The sequence below is a fragment of the Achromobacter sp. UMC71 genome (genome assembly GCF_014170305.1).
Classification (GTDB): Bacteria; Pseudomonadota; Gammaproteobacteria; order Burkholderiales; family Burkholderiaceae_B; genus Achromobacter.
In genome coordinates this window covers 137,811-161,357 of the sequence record NZ_LZZT01000045.1, presented here as the reverse complement: position 1 = coordinate 161,357, position 23,547 = coordinate 137,811, and the positions used below count along the sequence as shown (strand labels likewise).

General features: G+C 66.0%; 20 protein-coding genes. 7 read left to right on the top strand and 13 right to left on the bottom strand.

The features are described 5' to 3' along the window. Positions 1 to 96 precede the first annotated feature (96 nt). Positions 97 to 1,119, top strand: a complete 1,023-nt coding sequence (locus A9974_RS21650; protein WP_183006229.1) for a Ku protein — start codon at positions 97 to 99, stop codon at positions 1,117 to 1,119. Between the two features lie 2 nt (positions 1,120 to 1,121). Beyond that, positions 1,122 to 3,695, top strand: coding sequence for a DNA ligase D (gene ligD, locus A9974_RS21645; protein WP_183006228.1), 2,574 nt, complete (start codon positions 1,122 to 1,124; stop codon positions 3,693 to 3,695). Between the two features lie 60 nt (positions 3,696 to 3,755). Here the strand turns inward: ligD and mqo are convergent, their stop codons facing one another. Beyond that, positions 3,756 to 5,477 carry a malate dehydrogenase (quinone) gene (gene mqo, locus A9974_RS21640; protein WP_183006227.1) on the bottom strand — a complete coding sequence of 574 codons (1,722 nt, stop codon included), beginning with the start codon at positions 5,475 to 5,477 and terminating at the stop codon, positions 3,756 to 3,758. Positions 5,478 to 5,845: 368 nt separating this feature from the next. On the opposite strand from mqo, the gene A9974_RS21635 reads away from it, so the two are divergent. After that, on the top strand, positions 5,846 to 6,208 hold the full coding sequence (locus A9974_RS21635) for a type II toxin-antitoxin system prevent-host-death family antitoxin (RefSeq protein ID WP_183006226.1): 363 nt from the start codon (positions 5,846 to 5,848) through the stop codon (positions 6,206 to 6,208). Then, on the top strand, positions 6,208 to 6,840 hold the full coding sequence (locus A9974_RS21630; protein ID WP_183006225.1) for an AAA family ATPase: 633 nt from the start codon (positions 6,208 to 6,210) through the stop codon (positions 6,838 to 6,840). Before A9974_RS21635 ends, A9974_RS21630 begins: the two co-directional genes overlap by 1 nt. Positions 6,841 to 6,880: 40 nt before the next feature. Here A9974_RS21630 and A9974_RS21625 read toward each other — a convergent pair whose 3' ends face one another. The 7 genes from A9974_RS21625 to A9974_RS21595 form a co-directional block, all read right to left on the bottom strand. Continuing rightward, positions 6,881 to 8,350, bottom strand: coding sequence for an amino acid permease (locus A9974_RS21625; protein ID WP_370539668.1), 1,470 nt, complete (start codon positions 8,348 to 8,350; stop codon positions 6,881 to 6,883). 143 nt (positions 8,351 to 8,493) lie between these two features. Further along, positions 8,494 to 9,528, bottom strand: coding sequence for a DUF1254 domain-containing protein (locus A9974_RS21620; protein ID WP_183006223.1), 1,035 nt, complete (start codon positions 9,526 to 9,528; stop codon positions 8,494 to 8,496). Positions 9,529 to 9,714: 186 nt separating this feature from the next. Next, positions 9,715 to 11,061, bottom strand: a complete 1,347-nt coding sequence (locus A9974_RS21615; protein WP_183006222.1) for a four-carbon acid sugar kinase family protein — start codon at positions 11,059 to 11,061, stop codon at positions 9,715 to 9,717. Further along, positions 11,058 to 12,335 carry a ribulose-bisphosphate carboxylase large subunit family protein gene (locus A9974_RS21610; protein WP_183006221.1) on the bottom strand — a complete coding sequence of 426 codons (1,278 nt, stop codon included), beginning with the start codon at positions 12,333 to 12,335 and terminating at the stop codon, positions 11,058 to 11,060. The genes A9974_RS21615 and A9974_RS21610 overlap by 4 nt, the downstream gene beginning before the upstream one ends. A gap of 31 nt (positions 12,336 to 12,366) precedes the next feature. After that, positions 12,367 to 12,906 carry a VOC family protein gene (locus tag A9974_RS21605; RefSeq protein ID WP_183006220.1) on the bottom strand — a complete coding sequence of 180 codons (540 nt, stop codon included), beginning with the start codon at positions 12,904 to 12,906 and terminating at the stop codon, positions 12,367 to 12,369. Between the two features lie 60 nt (positions 12,907 to 12,966). Beyond that, entirely contained in the window at positions 12,967 to 14,859 is a 1,893-nt protein-coding gene (locus tag A9974_RS21600) for a TRAP transporter large permease subunit (protein ID WP_183006219.1), read from the bottom strand. Between the two features lie 9 nt (positions 14,860 to 14,868). Continuing rightward, complete coding sequence (locus A9974_RS21595) at positions 14,869 to 15,891, bottom strand: TRAP transporter substrate-binding protein (protein ID WP_183006218.1); 1,023 nt, start codon at positions 15,889 to 15,891, stop codon at positions 14,869 to 14,871. Positions 15,892 to 16,003: 112 nt separating this feature from the next. Here A9974_RS21595 and A9974_RS21590 point away from each other — a divergent pair, with 112 nt between their 5' ends. Continuing rightward, positions 16,004 to 17,065: a LacI family DNA-binding transcriptional regulator gene (locus tag A9974_RS21590; RefSeq protein WP_183006217.1), complete on the top strand. Its 1,062-nt coding sequence runs from the start codon at positions 16,004 to 16,006 to the stop codon at positions 17,063 to 17,065. Positions 17,066 to 17,094: 29 nt separating this feature from the next. Here the strand turns inward: A9974_RS21590 and A9974_RS21585 are convergent, their stop codons facing one another. Continuing rightward, positions 17,095 to 18,477, bottom strand: coding sequence for an MFS transporter (locus A9974_RS21585; RefSeq protein WP_255468282.1), 1,383 nt, complete (start codon positions 18,475 to 18,477; stop codon positions 17,095 to 17,097). 146 nt (positions 18,478 to 18,623) lie between these two features. Between A9974_RS21585 and A9974_RS21580 the strand changes: the two genes are divergently transcribed. Next, complete coding sequence (locus tag A9974_RS21580) at positions 18,624 to 19,529, top strand: LysR family transcriptional regulator (RefSeq protein ID WP_183006216.1); 906 nt, start codon at positions 18,624 to 18,626, stop codon at positions 19,527 to 19,529. 20 nt (positions 19,530 to 19,549) lie between these two features. Here A9974_RS21580 and A9974_RS21575 read toward each other — a convergent pair whose 3' ends face one another. Beyond that, the gene (locus tag A9974_RS21575) at positions 19,550 to 20,638 is read right to left on the bottom strand and encodes a calcium:proton antiporter (RefSeq protein ID WP_183006215.1); all 1,089 of its coding nucleotides are present in this window, start codon (positions 20,636 to 20,638) and stop codon (positions 19,550 to 19,552) included. A gap of 76 nt (positions 20,639 to 20,714) precedes the next feature. On the opposite strand from A9974_RS21575, the gene A9974_RS21570 reads away from it, so the two are divergent. Next, the gene (locus A9974_RS21570) at positions 20,715 to 21,236 is read left to right on the top strand and encodes a low affinity iron permease family protein (RefSeq protein WP_255468281.1); all 522 of its coding nucleotides are present in this window, start codon (positions 20,715 to 20,717) and stop codon (positions 21,234 to 21,236) included. A 164-nt stretch (positions 21,237 to 21,400) separates the two neighbouring features. Here A9974_RS21570 and A9974_RS21565 read toward each other — a convergent pair whose 3' ends face one another. The 3 genes from A9974_RS21565 to A9974_RS21555 all read right to left on the bottom strand — a co-directional run bounded on the left by A9974_RS21565 (position 21,401) and on the right by A9974_RS21555 (position 23,306). Then, entirely contained in the window at positions 21,401 to 21,610 is a 210-nt protein-coding gene (locus A9974_RS21565) for a DUF4287 domain-containing protein (protein ID WP_183006214.1), read from the bottom strand. A 212-nt stretch (positions 21,611 to 21,822) separates the two neighbouring features. After that, the gene (locus A9974_RS21560) at positions 21,823 to 22,875 is read right to left on the bottom strand and encodes an asparaginase (RefSeq protein WP_255468280.1); all 1,053 of its coding nucleotides are present in this window, start codon (positions 22,873 to 22,875) and stop codon (positions 21,823 to 21,825) included. A gap of 38 nt (positions 22,876 to 22,913) precedes the next feature. Continuing rightward, the gene (locus tag A9974_RS21555; protein WP_183006213.1) at positions 22,914 to 23,306 is read right to left on the bottom strand and encodes a VOC family protein; all 393 of its coding nucleotides are present in this window, start codon (positions 23,304 to 23,306) and stop codon (positions 22,914 to 22,916) included. Positions 23,307 to 23,547: the final 241 nt, after the last annotated feature.

The window sequence follows — 23,547 nt, the reverse complement described above, 5'->3', positions numbered from 1 at the left end:
TCGACGCACGCACGTGTGGCAAATCATGACAGTTGAAACCAGGCGGCGGGAACGATATATGCTGACTGGGATCCACGCTTTCAAAGGAGCGGCATCATGGCGACGCGAACCATCTGGAAAGGGGCGATTTCGTTCGGGCTGGTGCATATCCCAGTGGGCCTGCACACGGCCACGACCGAGTCGGGCGTGGACTTCGACTGGCTGGACAAGCGGTCCATGGACCCCGTGGGCTACAAGCGCATCAACAAGCGCACCGGCAAGGAAATCGACAAGGACAACATCGTCAAGGGGGTGGAATACGAAGACGGCCAGTATGTTGTGATTTCCCCCGACGAGATCGCCGAGGCCTATCCCCGCACCACGCAGACCATCGAGATCCAGCAGTTCGTGGATGCCGCCGAGGTGTCGTTCGTGTACCTGGAGCGGCCCTATTACGTGGCGCCGATCAACAAGGGCCAGAAGGTCTATGCCTTGTTGCGCGACACCCTGGCCAAGAGCGGCAAGATCGGCATCGCCAAGGTGGTGATCCAGACCAAGCAGCACCTGGCCGCGTTGATCCCGTCGGGCGACGCGCTGGTGCTGAACCTGATGCGCTGGGGGGACGACGTCAAGTCCACCGACGACCTGGACCTGCCCAAGGCCGGCAGCAAGGCGTCGGCGCCCAGCGCCAGTGAATTGAAGACGGCCAGGATGCTGGTGGACGACATGACCGGCGAATGGGACCCCGAGCAATACAAGGACGAGTTCAAGGCCGCGGTCATGGGGCTGGTCGCCAGGAAGGTAAAGGCCGGCAAGACGGAAACGGTGGTCGAGCCGCAGGAGGAATCGCCTGCCTATGCGGACAATGTGATCGACTTGACCGAGCTGTTGCAGCGCAGCTTGAAGGGCAAGTCGGCGGGCAAGTTTTCCAACGGCTCGTCGGCCGAGTCCGCGCACAAGCCGGCTGCCAAGGCTGCGAAAGCCGCGTCGTCCACGGCGAAGGCGGCCGGCAAGCGCGCGGCCAAGACCTCTACTAGGACTGCAACTAAAACCGCATCCAAGGCCGCTGCGGCGGCGCCCCGGAAGACGACATCCGGTAAGGCCGCCAGGTCCGCATCCAACACCCGTAAGGCGGCATGACGATGGCGGCGGCAGACAGCCTGGCGAAGTACCGCGCCAAGCGCAATTTCGACATTACCGCCGAGCCGGCGGACGGCGGCCAGGCCAACGAGGCGGCGCGCGCCTTCGTCATCCAGAAGCACTGGGCCAGCCATCTGCACTATGACTTCCGGCTCGAACTGGATGGCGTGATGAAAAGCTGGGCCGTGCCCAAGGGGCCCAGCTTCGATCCCGCCATCAAGCGCATGGCGGTACAGGTGGAAGACCACCCCATTGCCTACAACCAGTTCGAAGGCCAGATCCCCAAGGGCCAGTACGGCGCCGGCAAGGTCATCATTTGGGACGAGGGGACCTGGGCGCCGGTGGGCGACCCGGCTGACGGCTATCGGCGCGGGCATTTGAAGTTCGACCTGCATGGCGTGAAGCTGCGGGGTCGTTGGGCCTTGATCCGCATGAAGGGCAAGGAATCGGACAAGCAGCCGCCGTGGCTGCTAGTGAAGGACCGCGACGGTTATGCGCGCGATGCCAGCGAATTCAGCGTGGTCGATGAGGAGCCGGATAGCGTGGTGCCGCTGCGCAAGAGCAAGGGCAAGGGCAAGGGCAAGCCCGCCTCGGTATCCAAGCCGGCCGCCACCTCCGCCGCCGGCACGCCCGCTGCCGGCACGAACGCGCCGCGTCTGCCCGGCCAGGCCGCCGACTTACCCGATACGCTCAAGCCGCAACTGGCCACGCTGGTCGAAGGCGTGCCGGATCTCGCGCCGGACTGGCTGTACGAAATGAAGTTCGACGGCTACCGGCTGATGGCCAGGATCGATAACGGCGACGTCCGGCTGTACACGCGCAACGGCCACGACTGGGGGCCCAAGCTGCCGCACCTGGTGCGGGCCTTCAGCCAGTTGCCGGTGCAGAACGCCTGGATCGACGGCGAAATCGTGATGCTGGCCGGCAACGGCGGGCCTAGCTTCCAGGCGCTGCAGAACGCCTTCGACGGTGAGCGCACGGGCGGCATCGTGTTCTACGCCTTTGACCTGCCCTACGTTGCTGGCCGTGATCTGCGCCGCGAACCGCTGCGCGTGCGCCGTGGCCTGCTGGCGCAACTGATGGATGCCGTCGATGACGACGCCCTGCGTTTCAGCGAGGCGTTCGATGCCGCCCCGGCCGATCTGGTGGCCTCGGCCTGCAAGATGGGGCTGGAGGGCATCATTGCCAAGCGCCTGTCGTCCCCCTACGTTTCGCGGCGCAGCGACAGCTGGATCAAGCTCAAGTGCGCCCGCCGCCAGGAATTCGTTGTCGTGGGGTACACCGACCCCAAGGGTGCACGGGTCGGGCTGGGCGCCTTGCTGCTGGCCTATCACGGCGACGACGGCGCGCTGGTCTACGCGGGCAAGGTCGGCACCGGTTTCGATGACTCGGGCCTGGCCGCGCTGCAAGCGCGCCTGGCCCGGCTGGAAACGGACCAGGCCGCCGTCAAGGTCCCGGGCCGCGGCCGCGGCACGCATTGGGTCAAGCCCCAGCTCGTGGCCGAGGTGTCGTTCAGCGAATGGACCGGCGCGGGCCATGTGCGCCATCCGGTGTTTCAAGGGCTGCGCAAGGACAAGCCCGCCCGCGCCATCATCAAGGAGACCCCCGTGAGCGCAACCGCCGTGAAATCCGATCGCGCCTCCGGCAAGCCTGCACGGACAACGGCCGCGAAGACTACGCCCGCCAAGCGATCCGGCAAGGCCGCGGCCGGCAAGCTCTCGCATCCGGAACGCGTCATCGACCCGTCCACCGGCCTGACCAAGCTGGACCTGGCGCGCTATTACGCCCTGGTGGCGCCGCTGCTGCTGGCGCACCTGAAGGCGCGCCCCGTGTCCTTCCTGCGCGCCCCGGACGGCATCGAGGGGGAACGCTTCTTCCAAAAGCACCTGGAGGCGCCGATGCCCGGTGTGAAGGCGCTGCCCAAGACGCTGGACCCCGGCCACGCGCCGCTGGTCGAAGTGCCGACGGCGCAAGCCATCCTGTCGGCGGTGCAGATGAACGTGGTGGAGTTTCACACCTGGAACGCGGTCAAGACCGCGATCGGCAAGCCGGATCGCATGCTGTTCGACCTGGACCCGGGCGAGGGCGTGCCATGGAAATCGGTGCAGCGCGCCACCCATCTGCTGCATGTGATGCTGGACGAGATCGGCCTGCAAAGCTGGCTCAAGACCAGCGGCGGCAAGGGCCTGCACATCGTCGTGCCGCTGCGCCGCCAGTACGACTGGGATACGGTCAAGGCGTTTTCGCAAGCCGTCGTACAGCATCTGGCCAAGACGCTGCCGCAACTGTTCGTGGCCAAGAGCGGGCCGAAGAACCGCGTGGGCAAGATCTTCGCCGACTACCTGCGCAACGGCTTCGGCGCCACCACGGTCGCGGCCTGGTCGGCCCGCGCGCGGCCGGGGATGGGCGTGTCCGTGCCGCTGGCTTGGGATGAGCTGGACGACCTGCGGGCCAGCGACACGTGGACGATCGCCAACATCCACACGCGCCTGGACGCCGGCAATGCGCCGTGGGATGGCTACCGGCCGCAGGCGCTGGGGGCGGCCATGAAGGCGATGGGATTCAAGCCGCAATAAAAAATCGGGGGAAGCCGGCGCGAGCCGGCTTCCCCCGATGTCCTGCCAAGTTGCCGTCCCTTACAGGGCCTGCATCTCGGTATTGGCGTTACGGCCCGGCGCCGGCACAGCCGGAACCGGCGGCTGGGGCGCGGGCGCCGGCGCTACCACCGGTGCGGGCGATGTCGTGGCGGCGCCTTCGGCCACCGGCACTTCCACGTAGGGCAGGTTCAGCGTCTGGCTGGTCAGCGTGCGGATCTGATTGGTCAGCGCGGGGCTGTCATTCAGCTTCTGGCCATACGACGGAATGATTTCCTTCAGGCGCGCCTTCCAGCCCGCTTCCATCTGCTGCGGGAAGGCCTTGGCCAACAGGTTCAGCATGATCGGAGGCGAGGTCGATGCTCCCGGGGAGGCCCCCAGCAGCGCCGCGATCGTGTTGTCCTTGTCGGTCACGACTTCGGTGCCGAACTGCAGGATCGCGCCTTTCTCCGGATCACGCTTGATGACCTGTACGCGTTCGCCGGCCGTCACCAGGCGCCAGTCTTCGCGCTTGGCCTGCGGGAAGTACTTCAGCAGTTGGTTGTGGCGGTCTGCGTCGGTCAACTGGGCCTGGTTGACCAGGTATTTGACCAGGTCCAGGTTCTCCAGCCCCACGTCTACCATGCTGGCGACGTTGTTGTGGTTCACCGACGAGAACAGGTCAAACGCCGAGCCTTGCTTGAGGAACTTGGTCGTGGCCAGGGCGAACGGGCCGAACAGCACCACCGGCTTGCCGTCCAGCTTGCGCGCGTCCAGGTGGGGCACCGACATCGGCGGCGAGTCCGTGTCGGCCATGCCGTAGGCCTTGACCTCGTGGCGGCCCGCGATGGCCGACGCGTCAAACGCCAGGAACTGCCCGCCCACGGGGAAGCCGGCGTAGTTCTTCGACTCGGGGATGCCGGACATCTGCAGCACCTTGAGCGATGCGCCGCCGGCGCCGATGAAGACGAAGCGCGCCTTGGTGGTGCGTTCCTGGTTGGTTTTCAGGTCCTTGACGGTGACGTTCCACGTCTTGTCGTCGTTCTGGCGCAGGGCCGTGACTTCATGCTGCAGCTGCAGCTTGAAGTTAGGGTTGCGCTGCAGACCCTTGGTGAGCTGGTTCGTGATCACGCCGAAGTTCACGTCGGTGCCCAGCGGCATGTAGGTGGCGGCGACCTTCTGGTTCGGATCGCGGCCTTCCATCAACAGCGGCGCCCATTGCTTGATCTGGGCCGGGTCGGTGGAATATTCCATGCCGTAGAACAGCGGACTCTTGACCAGCGCGTCGCGGCGCTTGCGCAGGTATTCGATGCGGTCGTCGCCCCACACGAAGCTCATGTGGCCCGTGGGGTTGATGAAGTCCGAGGGTTGGCCCAGGCGTCCGGCCTTGACCTGATGCGCCCAGAACTGGCGCGAAATCTCGAACTGCTCGGCGATGTTGATGGCGCGCTTGATATCCACGGAGCCATCGGGCATTTCAGGGGTGTAGTTCAGCTCGGCAAAGCCCGAGTGGCCGGTACCCGCATTGTTCCAGCCATTGGAGCTTTCCAGTGCCACGCCGTCCAGGCGTTCATAGAGCTCGACGTGCCAGTCCGGCTGCAATTCCTGCAGATAAGTGGCCAGCGTCACGCTCATGATGCCGCCGCCGACGAGCACGGCGTCGACAGGCTTGTCGTTGTCGGCCGCCGGCACCGAGCGCTGGTGCAACGGCCAGTAAAGAAACAGCGCCGCCGCAATGACCAGCAATGCAGCCAGGCTGCCCACGATTTTTAGGAACTTTTTCATGGGATTAGGACCTTTTGGTTCAAAGGATTATGTTTTTCTTATGGGGGACTTCGGGTAGACAGGGTGGGCGCCTCCGTGGCGGTCAAGCACGCGAAAGGCCGCCCTGGGCGTCTTGGGACAGGCGGCCGGGAGCAGGCAATCGGGCAAAAGTGGATCAAACGCCGCTTATTTCGGCGCAGGGTGCATCTGCAGCTTGTAGTTCGGGCAGGCTAGGCAGAGACTAGACGATTCTCGTTCCGTCTACGGGAATACCCCGACAAATGACGATGGTTTCCCGGGTTCGCGATTGTATACAAGCTTTAGTGGCAGGAAATGGGTAAAATTCCCAAATTGGACAAAATGTCCATATGCTCTGCTGGAGATTGACCATGGCCGCTACTGCTCGTCTTGCCCAATCCTTGGCCCGCCTGCCGGTCGCGGCGGCCTCCGCCGTCAAGAAGGACGGCTGGCGCGGCATCGTTCGTACGCTTGCGGCGGGCGAAGGCAGGTTGTTGGTCACCAACCACAACGAGCCCGAAGCCGTCATTCTCAGCATTGCCGAGTACACCGGCTTGGTCGACGCCTTGCAGGCGGCCCAGCAGGCGGTGCCGGATCCCGTGAACGAACTGCGCCAGCGCTTCGATCAGCGCCTGGCATCCCTGAAGGAAGATTCCGCGGCAGACCGGTTGCGGGACATCATGGGTAATCCCGGCAAACTCAACGGCGGTGTCAAGGCCGGGTCGACGTACTGATGTCTCGTCCGGTCCTGTATGTGCTGGCCGGGGTGAACGGCGCCGGCAAGAGTTCCGTGGGCGGTCATGTGCTGACCCAAGGCGGAATGACCTGGTTCAACCCCGACAGCTATGCACGCGCGTTGATGCAGCAGCACGGTTGTTCGCAGCAGCAGGCCAATGGGGATGCCTGGCTCGAGGGCGTACGGCGCCTGGACGTAGCGGTTGAAGCAGGCTTCAGTTTCGCGTTCGAGACAACGCTGGGTGGCCGCACGATCGTCGAGAAGCTCATCGCCGCCGCAGGCTCGCACGACATCCTCATGTGGTTTTGCGGACTGCGCGATGCGGAACAGCATATTGCGCGTGTGGCGTTCCGCGTCACCCAGGGCGGGCACCCCATTCCCGAAGCGCGGATTCGCGAACGCTGTCGCACGTCGTATCGCAATCTGCTGGATCTGATGCCCCATCTTGCGTACCTGCGCGTCTACGACAACAGCGCCGATGTCGGGGTGGGCCAGGCCGTGCCCGAGCCCGTGCTCGTCCTGCAATTGGAAGGTCGCGCCGTTCTGTTTCCTACGTCGATATCCGCGTTGCGGGCGACGCCCGGGTGGGCCAAACCCCTGGTCGAGGCCGCGCTGTCCGCCGGGGAATGAGGGTGGCGGACAGCCGATCGTGAATCTGCGGACATTTTTATCAGGCGCGGCTCTCTGACAGGCGCGCATCTCCGGCGTCCGACGCCGCTACGCGGCGCGTGCCGATGCCGCATACCTGCGCAACGATACCCATGGCAACGATCGCGGCCGCCAGGATGGCGGTGTAGAGCACTTCGTTGCGGTACGTGCCTTCCAGCACCATCGTCACGAGTGCGGCGATGATGCAGACGATGACCGCGTACGTCAGCCACGGAAACAGCCACATCTTGAACTTCAGTTCCACGCCTTGCGCCTGCAGGCGCTGGCGCATGCGCAGCTGCGAGAAGGCGATGGCCAGGTAGACGAACAGGGCGATGGTGCCGGTGGCCTGCATCAGGACGTCGTACACGTCCATCTTGGACGTGGCCATCATCCAGACCGCGACAAACGCGAAGACGCTGGAGATCAGCACGCCGACATACGGCGTACCCGTGTCGCGCCCGGTGATCTGCATGATGCGGTGGGCATCGCCGCGCTTGGACAGCGAATAGAGCATGCGCGAGGCGGTATAGAGCGCCGAGTTGAAGCAGCTGCACACCGAGGTCAGCACGATGAAGTTGACGATCAGTTGCGCGTGCGGGATGCCCAGCGCGTCAAGCGCGACGTTGTAGGTGCCGCGGGTGGGGTCGGTCAGGCCCGGCGCGTTGTACGGCACCAGGCAGACCACGATGAAGATCGAACCCACGTAGAACAGGCAGATGCGCCATACCACCGACCGCGTGGTCTTGATGATTTCGCGGCCCGGATTGGCGGATTCGGCGGCGGCGACGGTGACGATCTCGGCGCCGATGAAGGCGAACATCACGCCCAGCAGCGCCACCACCACGGCCTTGGGCCCGTTGGGCATGAAGCCCTGGCTTGTCAGCTGGGACCAGCCGTTGGCATCGCCCCACGGCCAGACATGCACCAGCGCCAGGCTTCCCATGATGAGAAAGACGACGATGGCCACCACCTTGATCAGCGCGAACCAGAATTCGAATTCGCCGTAGTTGCGCACGTTGAGGAAATTGACGACGATGAGCGACACGGTCACCAGCAGTCCATAGCCCCAGGCCGGCACCATGGGAAACCAGCCATGCAGGATCTGGCCGGCGACATAGGCTTCCCAGCCCATCAAAAGCGCCCAGAAGTACCAATAGAGCCAGCCGATGGTGAAGCCGGCCCAGCGCCCGATGGCGCGGTCGGCGTACGTGGAAAACGAACCGGTATCGGGCTGCGCCACCGCCATCTCGCCCAGCATGCGCATCGCCAGGATGACCAGCAGGCCGCCGCCGATGTAGGCCAGGATGACGGCGGGCCCGGCCAGCGCGATCTGCTTGCCGGACCCCACGAATAGCGCCGCGCCGATGACGCCCGCGATGGACATCATCGTGAGATGGCGGGACTTGAGGCCGCCTTTGAGTTCCGTGTTGGGGGTATTGGCCAACGTCTTCTCCTCTCCGAATGGCAGGGGCCATGGCGTGTCCGCCATCGAAATGGAAAAGAGGCCTGTCCCCAGCCGGTTTATCGCTATTGGTTGTGCGAAGAGGATACGTCAGCAGGCCGGCGGGCTGGCGCCGGAGCCATGCTCTGTTGCAAGTGCAAGAATTTTGTTGCCGGGCGAACGCGTGCCGTTTACTGCGCTACGGCTTGCGGCTTGGGAAACACCCACTTGCCTGTCAGGATCTCATCACCAGGCTGATACAACCGGACCGTATAGTTCCAGCCCGGCGTGATGGGCAGGCAGTTGGCGATCTTGCCGTCGCAGCCGCCGAACTGGATCAGGATCGAGCCGTCCGCGCCTTTCTTGGCGGTAAGGTTGTTCAGCGAGTAGGCGTCATACGGGTTCTTCTGGAAATAGCCTTCCGCGTTGTAGACGGCGACGGACCAGAAGCTCTTGACCGGCACATTGCCCACCTTGAGCTGGTAGACGGTCTTGCCGTCGTTGTTCGGGATTTCGCCGTTCAGGTAGGTGGCGTCCTTGGCCGGATTGCCGCCCCAGCCGGCCGCGGTGCCGAGCAGATGCTGGATCGGGTCGACCGAGGCCTTCGTGCCGAAGGCCTGGTTGTAGTTCGGCATCGTTGCCGCCAGCACCAGCAGGGCGTCGCGGATCCTCTTCTGGCTGGCCGGATCCCACTTGGGCACCTCGAATGCTCCCGGCGTGGCCTGGTTGATTCGCATGGCATCCTGCAGCGCATGCACCTGGGCCACGTCTTTCGGATCGGCCGGGTCGACGAGGGTGCGGATCGCGACGAAGACGTAGCGCGTGCCGATATCCTCTTTTTTCAGCGTATGGGTGCCGCCGCCGTAAAAAACAGCGGGCACGTAGTGGTTCTCGTCGACGACCAGCGTGGACATGAAGCGCTTGCCGGCCTCGGGCAAGGTGATCGTGACCGGGCCCGCATCCAGATCGAACACGGCTTCGGAGTACAGCGTGTCGCGATTCATGCGGATGACGTTCTGGGCGTCGATGGCGACGGGTTCGCGGCTATGCACGAACTTGCCCAGTCCGCCATCGGCCACCATCTTGCCCAGGTACAGATCGGACTCGGCGCGGGCGAAATTGTCGACGGTGACCTGCACCGGGGCGTCGGGGGCGGGCTGCGCGTTCGCGCCGGAGCATGCCGCCAGCGCCAGGGCGGCGATGCGGGACGCGGAGAAATGGGACATTGTCGGCCTCTTGATCATGGGGAAAGCGATTGCATTTCCCGAAGGGAAATCGTGGGCGAATGTACCCCGCGGCATTCGGTAAAAACCGCGATGAGCCTGAAGTCGAGACAGATTGGTGCGAATAATGAGACGCCGCGACCGGCGCGCGACATCACGCATCCAGGACATGGACGGCTTGCGCCGCGCTTATCCGGGTTGGCCCAGGACCAGGTCGTCGAACAAGGTATCGCCGCCCATCTGCCCCCCCTTGAGCATCAGCTGCAGACCGTCGGTCAGCGGATCGTCACTGTGCGACAGGCTGATCGTGACGCCCGGGCTGAGCACGCTGTGGAAGCTCAGGCCCCATAAGCCCAGGCCCAGGGCCGCGTGGCTGGAGGTGTCGCCACCCGCGATGCCCAGGCGCGACAAGCGCTGGCCGGCCCTGGCGCTGGCGTGGACGATGTCGTGTAGCAGTTGGCCGGTGGCGCGGGCCGTGGCGTCGGTGCGGGCTGGCGAGGGCGTCTGCGCGGGGGCGTCGGTGTGTACCAGGACGTTGCGGCCCTGGCCCAGCGCGGTCGCCGCCGCTTGCACGCACGCGCCAGCGTAGGCGGGGTCGTCCAGCAAGCGCGCCACCTGCAGGGGGTGGCGCGTGTATAGCCGGCTCGATTCCAGCTGCCTGGCGGTGACCGGCGAGAGGCTGCCGGCCACCACCAGCACCGGCCCCTGGGCGGGAGCAAGCGTTGGCCGGGATATCTCAGGCCCGCGCCCGAGCGTGGCCGCGACGGTCAACGCCTGCTGCACGCTGCTGGGCCCCACCGCCAGCAGCGGCTGGCGCGTTGCCGCACGCCAGATCAACCGGCCGATCAGGGGCAATTGTTCGTCGTCGATCAGGTCCAGCAGCAAGGGGCCGTTGATGGCGTCCAGCGTGCCGTCGATCCAGCGATCGACCGCGTCCGGGTCGCCTGGCCGCGGATACGCGGTATGGGGCAACGATTCGATGGCGTCCAGGCCCTGCGCGGCCAGGTGCAGGCGCAGGTCGGCTTCGTGCATGGGCGTGACCGGGTGCGCGCGCATGACGGGATGCCGGTCGATCCGGTGGATGCCGGGTGCGGCGCCCGCGCGGGCGTACAGATTGGCGAAGCTGCAATAGCGCCCGATACCGGGCTGCCCGCCGACGATCGGGATGAACGGATTCGGCATGTGGCGCCGCAGTTCGCCGACGGCCGCGCCGATGCTGCCCACCTGCGGCGCGCTGTCAAACGTCGAACAGCACTTGTAGTGCAACACGCGGGCGCCGGTGGCGGCCAGGTAGCGGCCGACCGGGCGCAACGCGGCCTGCATGTCGGCCGGCGCCATAGCGCGCGCCGCGCCGGCGATGCCCAGGGCATCCAGCGGCCCCGCGCGCAGCCGTTGCGCGGGCGTGGGCACGCCCAGGAAAAGCAGGCTGCGCCAGCCGGCCAGCGCGACATGCGCCAGCGTATCGGTTGCGCCGGTGAAATCGTCCCCGTACCAGCAGACTTGCGGCGCGGGCATGTCGGCGGCCGCGCGCGTCATGCGCGGGATCCGAAGAACGCCAGCGCGCGCTGCAGTTCGGGGGCGCTGGCGGCGAAAGTCGCCAAGTCGATCCCGGCGCGCGTGGCGAGCCAGGCCTGGCGGATGCTCTGGACGCCAGCCGCCGGCCCGTCCGGATGCGCCAGGATGCCGCCGCCGGCCATGAACAACAGATCGTCGCTGCGCACGGCGGCCCAAGTCGCCGGCACCGTGCCGGCCCATTGGCCGGAGGAAAACGCCGGCATCACCGCATCGTCGATGCCGGGGGTGAGCGGCGCCAGGCAATCGCGGGCGCTGTCGATCACCTCGGCATCGGTCTGCGAGAACTTGCCTTGCAAGCCGTGCACGTGCATGTGGTCCACGCCAGCCAGGCGCCACAGCGTCTGATAGGCCTGAAAGCCAATGCCCAGCAAGGGGTGGCGCGACAGCGCGCCATAGCCGTTGCGGTGTCCGTGCAGCGCCAGCGGCGTGCTGCGGCGCAGGGTCTGGATGGCGGCGTATCCACACCAGTTCAGGCTGGCCATCACGCAGGTGCCTTCCTCGCGCGCGATCAGATCGGCATGGCGCCGCATCGCGTCGGTTTCGTCGGTGATGTTGAAGGCGACCATGACGCGGCGCCCGGTGCGCTCGCGGTGCGCGCGCACCACGGCCATCACAGCCGCCACGCGTTGCGCCAGGGGCGCATGCGCAGGGTTGGCGCAGACTTCATCGTCCTTGATGAAGTCCACGCCGGCCGCGCACAGCTGCGCGACCAGATGCGCGGTCTGCTCGGACGTCAAGCCGACGTTGGGTTTGATGATGGTGCCGATCAGCGGTCCCTGGGGTACGCCGGCCAGCTGGCGCGTGCCGATGATGCCTGCCTGGGGCATCTCGAACTGGGCGCGGTAGTCGGGCGGCAGCTCCAGGTGCTCCAGGCGCAGGCCGGTCAGTTCGCCAAGGTCATACAGGTTGCCGCCGACGGTGGCCGCCAGGGTCGGCAGGTTGGGGCCGATGTTGGCGACCGGAAAGGCGACGCGCACGCGTGCCCGGCGCAGAGGAGCCGACCGGGCGCCGGTCTGGCGGTCCAGCCAGGCATTGGGCAGGCTGGGCGTATCGGCGCCGGCCAGTTCCTGGATGGATTCCACCTGGGCGCGGGCGCGCGCACGCAGTTCGTCGGTCTCGCCCTGCACGCGCGTGAAGGTGCCGCAGGACTGTTCTCCCGCCATGACCTCGGCCACGCGTGCCGGGTCCAGCGGGGTTTCGATCAGGTAGGTGGCGCGGATCAATTGGGTGTTCATGGCGCGGTCCGGCGGTCGGGGCAGGAGGGCATCACAGCTGGCTCAGGTCGGGAAAGGGGCGCACCGGATCGCGGCCATCCCAGTCTTGCGAACTGGCGCGGATCAGGTCGAACAGGCGCCCCTTGGGGCCGGCGACTTCAGACAATTCGATGACCGTGCCCGGGTGGTATTCGGTATCGAAATAGATGAAGCGGCCCTTTTCGCCGACCTCGCCGCTCATCTTCGGCACAAACCCCTGCTGCAACAGGCGCGCCAGGTCGGCATCGTAGTCTTCGGTCCAGTAGGCCACGTGCTGCAGCCCGGTGCGGCCGGCCTGCTGGAAGTCGCGGTACATCGACGGCACGTCGTTGCGGGTCTGGATCAGTTCGACCTGCACGAAGCCCGAGTTGGCCAGCGCCACCGAGTTGTGCGGCTCGTGGGCCACGCCGTCGTAGCGGTAATTCACGATGGGAACGGCGGGGTTGTAGAACCAGGGGCCGACGCCCAGTGTCCGGCTCCAGTAATCCATGGCGGCCTCGATGTCGGGCACCACATAACCGAGTTGGCGGATTTCGCCCAGAAAACGACTCATGACGGCTCTTTGTAAAAGGATGTGGTCGGAACGCGGCCCCGGCGCGCGGCCGCGGGGTCTTCAGGAAACGGATTTGAGAAAGCCGGTCGAAAACCAGGGGAAGGCCGCGACGATCACCAGGCCCACCAGCAGCGCGCCGATGTAGCCCCAGATCGGGCGGATGCCTTCATCGGGGTCGACGCGGCTGATGGCGCAGGCGCCGTAGTAGCCCACGCCAAAGGGCGGCGCGAACAGGCCGATGCCCATGGAGAAGATGACCACCATGGCGTAGTGGACCTCGTGCACGCCCGCTTGCGCCGCGACGGGAAACAGCAGCGGGCCGAACAGCACGATGGCGGGAATGCCTTCGAGCACGCTGCCCAGAACGATGAAGGCGACGATCGATACCGCCAGAAAGCCGTAGCTGCCGCCGGGCATGCCGGCCATCAGCCGGGCCAGGTCGCCCGAGAACCCCGATTGCGTCAGGGCCCAGGCCATGGCGGTCGCGCAGCCCACGATCAACATGATGGCGCCGGACAACGAGGCCGTCTCGATCAGCATGGGCTTGATGCGCGCCAGGTCAAAACGCCGGTAGAACACCAGGCCGATCACGACGGAATACACGATGCCGATGGTCGAGACTTCGGTGGCGGTCGCCACCCCTTCGACCACCGCGGCGCGGATCACGAAGGGCAGGGCGACGGCAGGCAGGGCGATGACGAAGAAGCGGCCGATCTCCCGCGCCGAGAAGCGCTGCGCCAGGCTCAGGTCTTCGCGGCGGTAGCGCCACCAGACCACCGAGCACAGGGCCAGTCCCAGCACCACGGCGGGCAGCAGGCCGCCCGTGAACAGGGCGGCGATGGATACGCCGGTGACCGAGCCGATCGTGATCAGCACGATCGAGGGCGGAATGGTCTCGGTCTGGGCGCCGGTGGCCGACAGCAGCGCCACCAGGTCGCCGGGCTTGGCGCCGCGCTTCTGCATTTCCGGGAACAGCACCGGCGCGATGGCCGCCATGTCCGCGATTTTCGAGCCGGAGATGCCCGACACCAGGTACATGGCGCCGATCAGTACGTACGACAGGCCACCGCGCACGTGGCCCAGCAGGCTGGCCAGGAACTGGATCATGGCGCGGGCCATGCCAGTCATCTCGATCAACGACCCCAGAAAGATGAACAGCGGCACGGCCAGCAGCATCAGGTGCGACATGCCTTCGTCCAGGCGCCCCACCATGACCAGCATCGGGGTATGGGTGGTCAGGGCCAGGTACGAAAAGGTCGCCAAGGCGAAGGAGAAGGCGATGGGCACGCCGGCAAAGACCGTGGCCGCGACGATGCCGATGAAGAAGATCACCAGGTTCAGCTTGCCCAGGCCCGCAAACAAGGGCTGCGCCAGCCAGAAGGCCGCCACCACGGTCGCCGCCCCGGCCAGCGCCAGCAGCAGCTGACCCAGCGTCTGCGTGCGTAGCATGCGCAGCAGCGCGATCACCGCCATCAACCCCATGCCCGCCGGAATGGCCGCCGCGCGCCAGGCGTTGCTCAATTCCAGCGCGGGCGTGATGATGAAGTGCTCTTCGTGGGCGTACTCGATGGCCGGCGCCAGGATCAGGATCAGAAACGCCAACGACGCCGCCAGCGCGCCGGCCTCCAGTTGGGCGCGGCGAGCGGGGCCGATATGGTTGACCAGGGCAGTCATCCGCATATGCTCGCCCCGGCGCAGCGCCACCACGGCGCCCAGCATCGACAGCCACAGGAACAGGATGGAGGCCAGTTCGTCGGACCAGACCAGCGGACTATGGAACACGTAGCGTGCCACCACACCCGCGAACAGCACGAGAATCTCGATCAGCACGATAGCCGCTGCGACCAGTTCGACCAGGCTGCCAAGCGCGACGTCCAGCGCCTGGGCGGCTCGGCGCAGCGGATGGGCCAGCAGCAGCGAGGCGCTGGCGTGGGAAGGGGAGAGCGAGGCCATGGCGCGTCCTCAGGCGAGCTTGCCGACGGCCTGCTCCAGCAGCGTCCAGGCCTCCTGGCCAAAGCGCTGCTGCCATTCGCTGTAAAAGCCCGCCTTGCGCAATTGCTCGCGAAAGCTGTCGGCGGCCGGCTGGTTGAATTGCAGGCCGCGGCTTTCCAGGTCGGCCTGCACCGACGCGTTGAGCTTGCGGATGTCCTCGCGCTGGGCCAGGCCGGCTTCGTTGATGCCGCGCGCCACGACGGTTTTCAGGTCCTGGGGCAGGCCTTCCCACATGCGGCCGTTGGCGATGAACCAGTAGCCATCCCAGATGTGGTTGGTCAGCGAGCAGTATTTCTGCACCTCGTACAGCTTGGCGACCTGGATAATCGGCAACGGGTTTTCCTGCGCGTCCACCACCTTGGTCTGCAGCGACGAATAGACCTCGCTGAACTGCAGGCTGGCGGGCGCCGCGCCCAATCCCTTGAACATCGAGATGGGCAGGGGGCTGACGGGGACGCGGATCTTCAGTCCGCCCATGTCGGCGGCGGTGGCGACCGGGGCCTTGCTGCTGGTGGTCTGACGAAAGCCGTTATCCCACATTTTCTCGAAGGCATAGAGCCGGCGTTGGGCGATGGCCGCCCGCACGTGGGCGCCCAGCGCGCCGTCCATGGCGCTCCAGACCTGGTTGTAGTCCTTGAAGGCAAAGCCGACCGCGTTGATCGCGGCCACCGGCACCAGCGTGGCGATGACCAGCGCCGACGGGGTGAAGAAATCGATACCGCCCGAGCGCACCTGCGCCAGCATGTCGGTGTCGCCGCCCAACTGGTTGTTGGGGAAGATCTTGATGTCGACGCGGCCGTTGCTTTCCTTGAGGATGCGATCGGCCGCCTCCTGGGCGCGGATATTCAGCGGGTGGGTGACGGGCAGGTTATTGCCGTACTTGAGCGAGTAGTCGGCCGCCCGGGCGATCGCCGGGAAACCGCCGCCCAGGGCGGCTGCGGCGGGCAGGGCGCACAGGCGGCGCAGGGCACTGCGGCGGGTGAGCAGCTTCATGGTTGTCTCCAGAATCGTAGTTATGATGTTTTTTGAGGTGCCACAACAATCCCACTACCCTGCGGCATCCCGGACAATAGTGAACAGGCGCTATCATCGTCAAACCTGAAAAATGATGGGTTTTGATGTGAACCGGAATCCTCGCGAACGCAAGCGGGCGACCCTGGCCGACGTCGCGGCGCTGGCCAGCGTATCCAGCGCCACCGCCGACCGCGTGCTGAACCGGCGCCCGGGCGTGCGCAGCAGCACGGCGCAGCGCGTGTTCAAGGCCGCCGCCGAGCTGGACTATCTGCCCGAAAGCGACCTGCATGCGGTCATGGCGCCCGAACCCATGCGCCTGGTGATCCTGTTGCCGCGCGGCAGCAACCGGTTCCTGCGCATGTTGGGCGACAGCGTCAGCTATGCGCACGAACACGTTGCGCCGTTCAACGCGCGTTGCCACGTCGACTACGTGGAAAGCTTCAATCCACAGGCGCTGGCCGAGGCGCTGGCCCATCACGGCAAGCGCGCCGACGGCATCGCCTTCATGGCTCTGGAGCATCCGGTGGTGCGCGAGGCCGTGGCCGCGCTGGCGCAGCAGGGCGTGCCGACCGTCACGCTGATTTCCGACCTGCCCAACAGCGCGCGGGTGGCCTACGTCGGCCTGGACAATCGCGCCGCCGGCCGCACGGCCGGCTATCTGCTGGCGCGATTCATCGGACCGCGCGCCGCGCATGTCGCGCTGATCGCGGGATCGCGCCATTACCGCGCGCACGAAGAACGCGAGGGCGGTTTCCTGCAGCTGTATGCGGAGCAGTTCCAGGCCATGCAGGTGGTCGACCTGCGCGAGGGCTATGACGACGCCCAGCGCAACTACGAACAGACGCGGCAATTGCTCGAGCAATATCCGCAACTGGCCGGCATCTACAACATCGGCGGCGCCTCCGATGGCGTGGCGCGCGCGCTGAAGGAGGCCGGCTTGCAGCACAAAGTGGTGTTCATCGGCCATGGTCTGACGCCGGACACGCGGGCCCTGCTGATCGATGGCACCATGGACGCGGTGATCACGCAAAGTCCGATGGAGGCGCTGATGAGCTGCGTGCGGATCTTGCGCAACGTGCGTGACAAGCGGGGCGCGATGACCGGCGTGGAATTGAATCGCAGCCAGGTCGTGTTTCGCGAGAACCTGCCCTAGCCTGCCGGGTTACCACACACGTCGGGCGGTCAGGAGGCCGCCACGGCGCCGCCGGTCTGCCGGGTGACGCGCGCCAGCATGCCGCTGGCTACGCACCCCGCCAGTGCGAACGCCACCGCGGCCCGCATGGCCCAGATGGCGCCGCTGTCGGCGTTCAGGACAAAGCACGCGGCTACGAATGCCGCGCCCAGGGTCTGGCCCAGCAGCCGGGCCAGCCCCGACAGGCCGCTGGCCACGCTGGCGCGATGCCCGGGCACGCTGACCATGATGCCGCGCTGATTCGGCGACAGGAACAGGCCGAAGCCCGTGCCGCACAGCGCCATCGGCAACATCACCGCCCACGTCGGCGCGCCGGCGGGCAGCCCGCTGACGCACAGCAGGCCGGTGGCCAGCAGCGCCAGGCCGATCACGCCGAGCAGGCCGGCGGACACGCGGTCGGACCACTTGCCGGAGAACGGCGCCAGGCAGGCGCCCATCACGGGCCACGGTGCGATCAGCAGGCCGACTTCGGCGATGCCGCGCCCCAGCGTCTGGTTCAGCAGGAAGGGCAGCGCCACCATGGCCGCGCCCTGCGCCGCGAACGCCAGCACGCAGACCAGCACCGCTAGCGAGAAGGGCGGCAGGCGCAGCAGGTCGCGCGGCATGATGGCGTGCGCGCTGGCGCGTTCGCGGCGCAACAGCAGCGCCCAGCAGGCCACGCCTGACAGCCAGATCAGGGCGGTGCTCCAGTCTGGCCGCGCCACGCGTTCCAGCCCCTGCACGGTCAGGCCGAAGGCCAGCGCGCATAACGCCGCCGCGCCGGCATCCAGCGCCTTGCCGTCGCCAGGCGCGCGCGGCAGATAGCGGCCGGCCAAGGCCAGCGACACCAGGCAGAAGGGCACGTTGACGTAGAACAGCCAATGCCAGCTGAGCACCGTCAACATGGCGGACGCCAGCACCGGCCCGCCAGCCAGCGAGGCAGCCGCGATCATCGCATTCAAGCCCATGCCGCGGCCCAGCTGTTCCTTGGGATAGATGGCGTTGACCAGCGCCATGTTGCACCCCATCAGCGCCGCGGCGGCCAGGCCCTGCACGGCCCGGGCGGCCTCCAGCGTCCAGAGCGACCGCGCCGCGCCGCAGCCGATCGACGCGGCCAGGAACAGCCACAGCGCCGGCAGGAAGACCCGCCGATGGCCGATCTTGCCGGCCAGCGCCGCCAGCGGCAGCATCGTCGCCACCATGACCAGCTGATAGATCGTGACCACGCCGATCACATCCGCCGGCTCCACGCCGAGCTGCGACGAGATCGACGGAAGCGCCGTGTTGGTCATGGAGGTATCGAGCGTCGCCATCGAGATCGACAAGGAGACGGCCAGCATGGCATAGCGGCGGGTGGCGGGCGTCAATGGGTTGGGGGAAACAGAAGCTGGCATCGCGGCACACGGGGATAGGGGAAAAAACGCCCCCAAGTATGAAATCCGCCAGCCTTGCAGTGAATGGCTAAATCTGTAAAGCAGCCTTGCAAATATGAAATACTGAGGCCGTACGGAATTCCTGCAAAAACGTCGAAGGTGTAGGCATGGCGACCCGATCGGAAGGCATGGCGCTGCTGGTGGCAGCCGTGGACCAAGGCAGTCTCAGCGGCGCGTCTCGCGTCAGCGGGATTTCATTGGCGTCGGTCAGCCGGCACCTCAGCGCGCTGGAAGAACGCGTCGGCACCCGGCTGCTGGTCCGCTCGACCCGAGCCTTGCGTCTGACCGAGGCGGGGCAGCGTTACTACGCCGAGGCCAAACGCCTGCTCGCCGAAATGGACGAACTGGAAAGCAGCATGCAAAGCGAGGCCGCCGAACCCTCGGGCCGCCTGCGCGTCACGGCGCCCACGCTGTACGGCCGGGTGCATCTGCAGCCCCTGCTGGCGAAGTTCCTGGTGCTGCACCCCAACGTCACGCTGGACCTGCATCTGCTGGACCGTCCGGTGAACCTGCTGGAAGAGGGCATAGACCTGGCCGTGCTGGTGGGCGAGCAGCCCAATTCCAGTCTTGTGGCACGGCGCCTGGGCTCCATCCGCTGGGTGCTGAGCGCGGCGCCGGACTACCTGGCGCGGCGGGGCGCGCCCGCCAGCCTGCAGGACCTGGCGCAGCACGACGGCCTTGTCTACAGCCACCTGGCGACGGAAGAGGTGTGGACACTGATGGACAAGGGCAAGCCCGCGACTGTGCGAGTGCCCACGCGCATGCGCTCGAACACGGTGGATGGCGTGGTCACCGCCGCTGCGGCAGGGGCGGGCATCGTCTACGCCCCGGCCTGGGCCATTGCCGAGCATGTCGCGGCGGGCCGGCTGGTGCCGTTGCTGTTGGAGAACGAGACACCGCCCAGGCCGGTGTTCGCGCTGATGACGCATCAGCGGCTGATGGCGGGCAAGGTGCGGTCGCTGGTGGAGTTTCTGGCGCGGAATCTACGGGAGAAATCGCTGAATACGCTTTGATGGGGGGCACCGCGCCGGGCCTACGAAAGCCCCAGCCCCAGCAGCATCAGGAAGGCGCCGAACAGGACGAAGTGCGTCATGCCTTCAATGGCGTTGGTCTGGCCGTCGTTCAGGTTGATGGCCGCCACCAGCAGGGTGACCAGCATCATCAGCGTTTGCAGCGGCGTCAGGGCGATATCGATGCGCTGACCGGTGAACAGCGCCAGGGCCTCCATGGCGGGCACGGTCAGGATCACCGTGGACAGCGAGGCGCCCAGGGCGATATTGACGACCGATTGCATGCGGTTGGCCAGCGCGGCGCGCAATGCAGTCAGCATTTCCGGTGCGGCGGAAATGCCCGCCACGACCAGCGCCACCAAGCCGATGGGAACATTCACACCCGCCAAGCTGCGGTTCAGCGAATGGGACATCAGCTCCGCCAATGCACCCACCGCGGCCACGCCCAGGGCCATGACGGCGGCGGACTGGCGCTTGCCTGGTGAACGGGATGAAGGCGAGGGCTGCCGGGTTTTCTTGTCGGGGTAGCTGTAGCTGAAAAAGTAGCTGTGCGGCCCGGTCTGCATTCGCAGGAAGACGCCATACAGCAACAGCATCGCCACGATGGTAAAGCCGCTGTAGGCGCGCCAATCGCCATCCGGGACAAACTCGGGAATGATCATGGAGACTGCCACGGCGGTCAGGATCATGACGCTGTAGGTGCGTGCCGAATCGTCGTTGTACGACTGTTCGCCATGCTTGAAGCCGCCGAGCAAGGCGGCCACGCCCAGGATGCCGTTGATATCCAGCATGACGGCGGAATAGATGCTGTCGCGGACCAGCGTGGGCGATTCGGCCTTGGACGACACGATCGCCAGCACAATGACTTCGACGACTACCGCCGACAACGTCAGGATCATGCTGCCGTACGGGTCGCCCAGTTTGCGCGCGATACGTTCGGCATGGCGCGCCACGCTCAGCGACGCAGCGAGGATGGCCGCGATGAGCACCCCGGTTTCGATCAGGCCGGCGAACCGGCCGTAGTCCGCCAGGCGGGCGTCGGCCAGATACCCCGCCACGGCGATCGCGCAGGCCAACAGCAGAAATTTTTCTGATTGCAGAAGGGATTTCATCGGGATTCGGCGAATCGGGATAGTGCGAGGCTAGCATGCACGGCGCCGGGGCGGATGGCCCTGCCAGGCACGCGGCTTGCTGGAGCTGCGGCGTCTTGTGGACGAAGAGAGCGCCATGGCAAGCACAGGCATACCCAGGCGAAAGCCGCCCTCGAAACGGTCCCGTCGTGCCAGGGCCGGCCATGGGAATCCGATCGCCCATTTTTTCGACCATTTCGCTGCGCATGTGACGAAATGGGCGGGTTCTCCCCTGGCGTTCGGGTCGGCGCTGATCCTGGTGATTGCATGGGGGCTGTCCGGGCCAGCCTTCGGCTATTCCGAAACCTGGCAATTGGTGATCAACACGGGGACGACGATTGTGACGTTCCTGATGGTGTTCCTGATCCAGCAGAGCCAGAACAAGGACGGCGAGGCGTTGCACCTGAAGCTGGACGAGCTGCTGATTGCGCTGAAGGGCGCTGATGCGGGCCTGGTCGATGTCGAGCGCCTGGATGAGGATAAGCTGCTGGCGCTGGCCGCGGCATGCTCTGCCCGTGCCCGGAGCCAGCGCCGCAAGCGCACGCGCAAGGGGAGGCCGGGCCGGCGCAGCGCGTCATGACTTGGCCAGTCGCGCGTGGACCCGTTCGACCAGCGCCCGCGGCCGCGCCGGCACGACGCGGTGGCCGGCGTCATACCGGCGCAGTCCGGCAAACGGCGGACACCAGGGCCGCAATACCGCCACCCACGCCACGAGAACGGCCCCCGCGACCGATGTCTGACGCGTTACTTCTTGGCAAGGAACGCGGCAACCAGGGCGTTCGCGTGCCCGTGACCGATCTGGTGCCCGGTCTTCAGGCTGTTCACCAGTTCCATGTGCTTGAGCGGACCGGCCTTCTGGAGAATATCCATCCAATGCGCGATGGGTTGGCCATACGTCTTCTCGATGGAAGGAAAGTATGAAGCGGGTCCTTTTACCTTGGCTGTCTCGGCCATCAACGCTCCTTCTTGGGGAGAGGGTTTTTTATGCGACACCCGGCGTGTGCCCGGGTCCGCTATTTTGACGCGAAAAAACAAAACTGACGCCGTTATTTCCTGCTGGCCGGGTGTGCTTGCCCGTGCCTGGTTGACGGGGTCTTGGCCGGATGCCGAGGGCAGCGGCAGCCGGTAAGCCCTCGGACGAGTCGTCAAGCGTTGTGTCGCAGCATTTACCGGTCAAACGCCGCCTGCAGCGCCTCTTTGCTGGTCTGCCCTTGATGCAACAGCAGCATCAGCAGCAACCGGGCTTTCTGCGGGCTGAGGTCGCCCGCCATGACCGCGCCAGCGTCGAACGTCGTCTTGCCGCCACCAGGGAATCCGTAGACCGGCATCGTGCGTCCGTTCGGCACGCGGGTCGAGATAACGACCGGCACGCCCTTGCCCAACGCGTACTTGACGGCCTCGAATAGGGAGACGTTCATGTTGCCCATGCCCACGGCCTGGACCACGATGCCCTTGGCGCCCTGGTCCACCGCGTAGCGCAGCAGGTCGCCATCGGCGCCGCCGAACATGGGCAGGATTTCGACGCGGGGCATCTCGCCCGCGCCGATATCGATGTGCTGCCGCCGCAGCGGCGTGCGCGAGAACTGCACGCGGTCGGACCAGACCTCGCCCAGAAATCCGAAATCCCCCGATTTGAAGGTCTCAACGTCGGCGGTGTGGGTCTTGGTTGCCGTGCGCGCGGCGTTGATCTGATTGTTCATCGCGATCATCACCCCTTTGCCCACGGCGTCCGGCGAGGTCGCGATCCGGATCGCGTTGAGCAGGTTGCGCGGTCCGTCGAAATCCGGGGAAGAGGCATTGCGTTGCGCGCCGATCAGGATCACGGGTTTGTCGGACTTCACGGTCAGATCAAGCCAGTATGCCGTTTCTTCCATCGTGTCCGTGCCATGGGCGATCACCACCCCGGCCACCTCCGGCCGGGCGAGGGCGTCGTCCACCGATTTGGTCAGTCGCGTCCACCACTTGGGTTCGACATAATTGGCCGACATGGCCGAGAAATTGTTGACTTCAATGCGGGCATACTTGGCCGCGTCGGGCACCGTCTGCATCAGGTCGTCGCCCGAAATGGCGGGGACCACCCCTTTGGTGACAGGATCGACCTTCATTGCGATCGTGCCGCCTGTCGCAATGAACTGGACCACCGGCAGATTTTCGGCCGCGGCGCCGACCGACATCGCACACATTGCAAAAAGCGAAAGCACTCGTAGTTGCAGGCTCATGAGACGATTCCCGAAGGTTGAACGGACGGTCACTCTGGTCAGTGAGATGGAGCGCGGTGGCACACGGCTTCGACGTTGTATCCGTCGGGATCCAGCACGAAGGCGCCGTAATAGTGCGGGTGATATTGCGGACGAACGCCAGGTGCGCCGTTATCCCGGCCGCCGGCCGCCAGCGCCGCCCGGTGGAAGGCGTCGACCTCGGCACGGCTGCGAGCCCGAAAGGCCACATGGACCCGCGGGCTGCTGGGCGTGCCCGGGTGTATCCAGAATGCGCCGCTCGGGGAGTCGCCGTCGCCGGGCTTGTCTGCGCCAAACCCTATGCCGGTAGGCAGCTCTTTGCGAGGCACATAGCCGATCGCCGCGAGCGCGCCCAGATAGAACGCGCGGCTGCGTGCAAAGTCGCTGACGTTGATTTCGATATGGTCCAACATGCGCAGTTTCTCCGGAAGACGGCCTCGGAGGGCCTGGCAGACCAGCATAGGTCAAGCAGGCGGGCAGCAGCAAGAACCAGAGTGCCCGACGGGCCAGCTTTGCCTATCGTGGTCCTTGGACGGGATTACGCGATCGGGGCTTGCATTGGTCAAAAGCTCAATACCTATGCCATGAGCTATGACGCTGGGGCGGTAATGCCTCAGCCACGCATCTATCAGTTTTTGCTTGAGAAACTGGGCT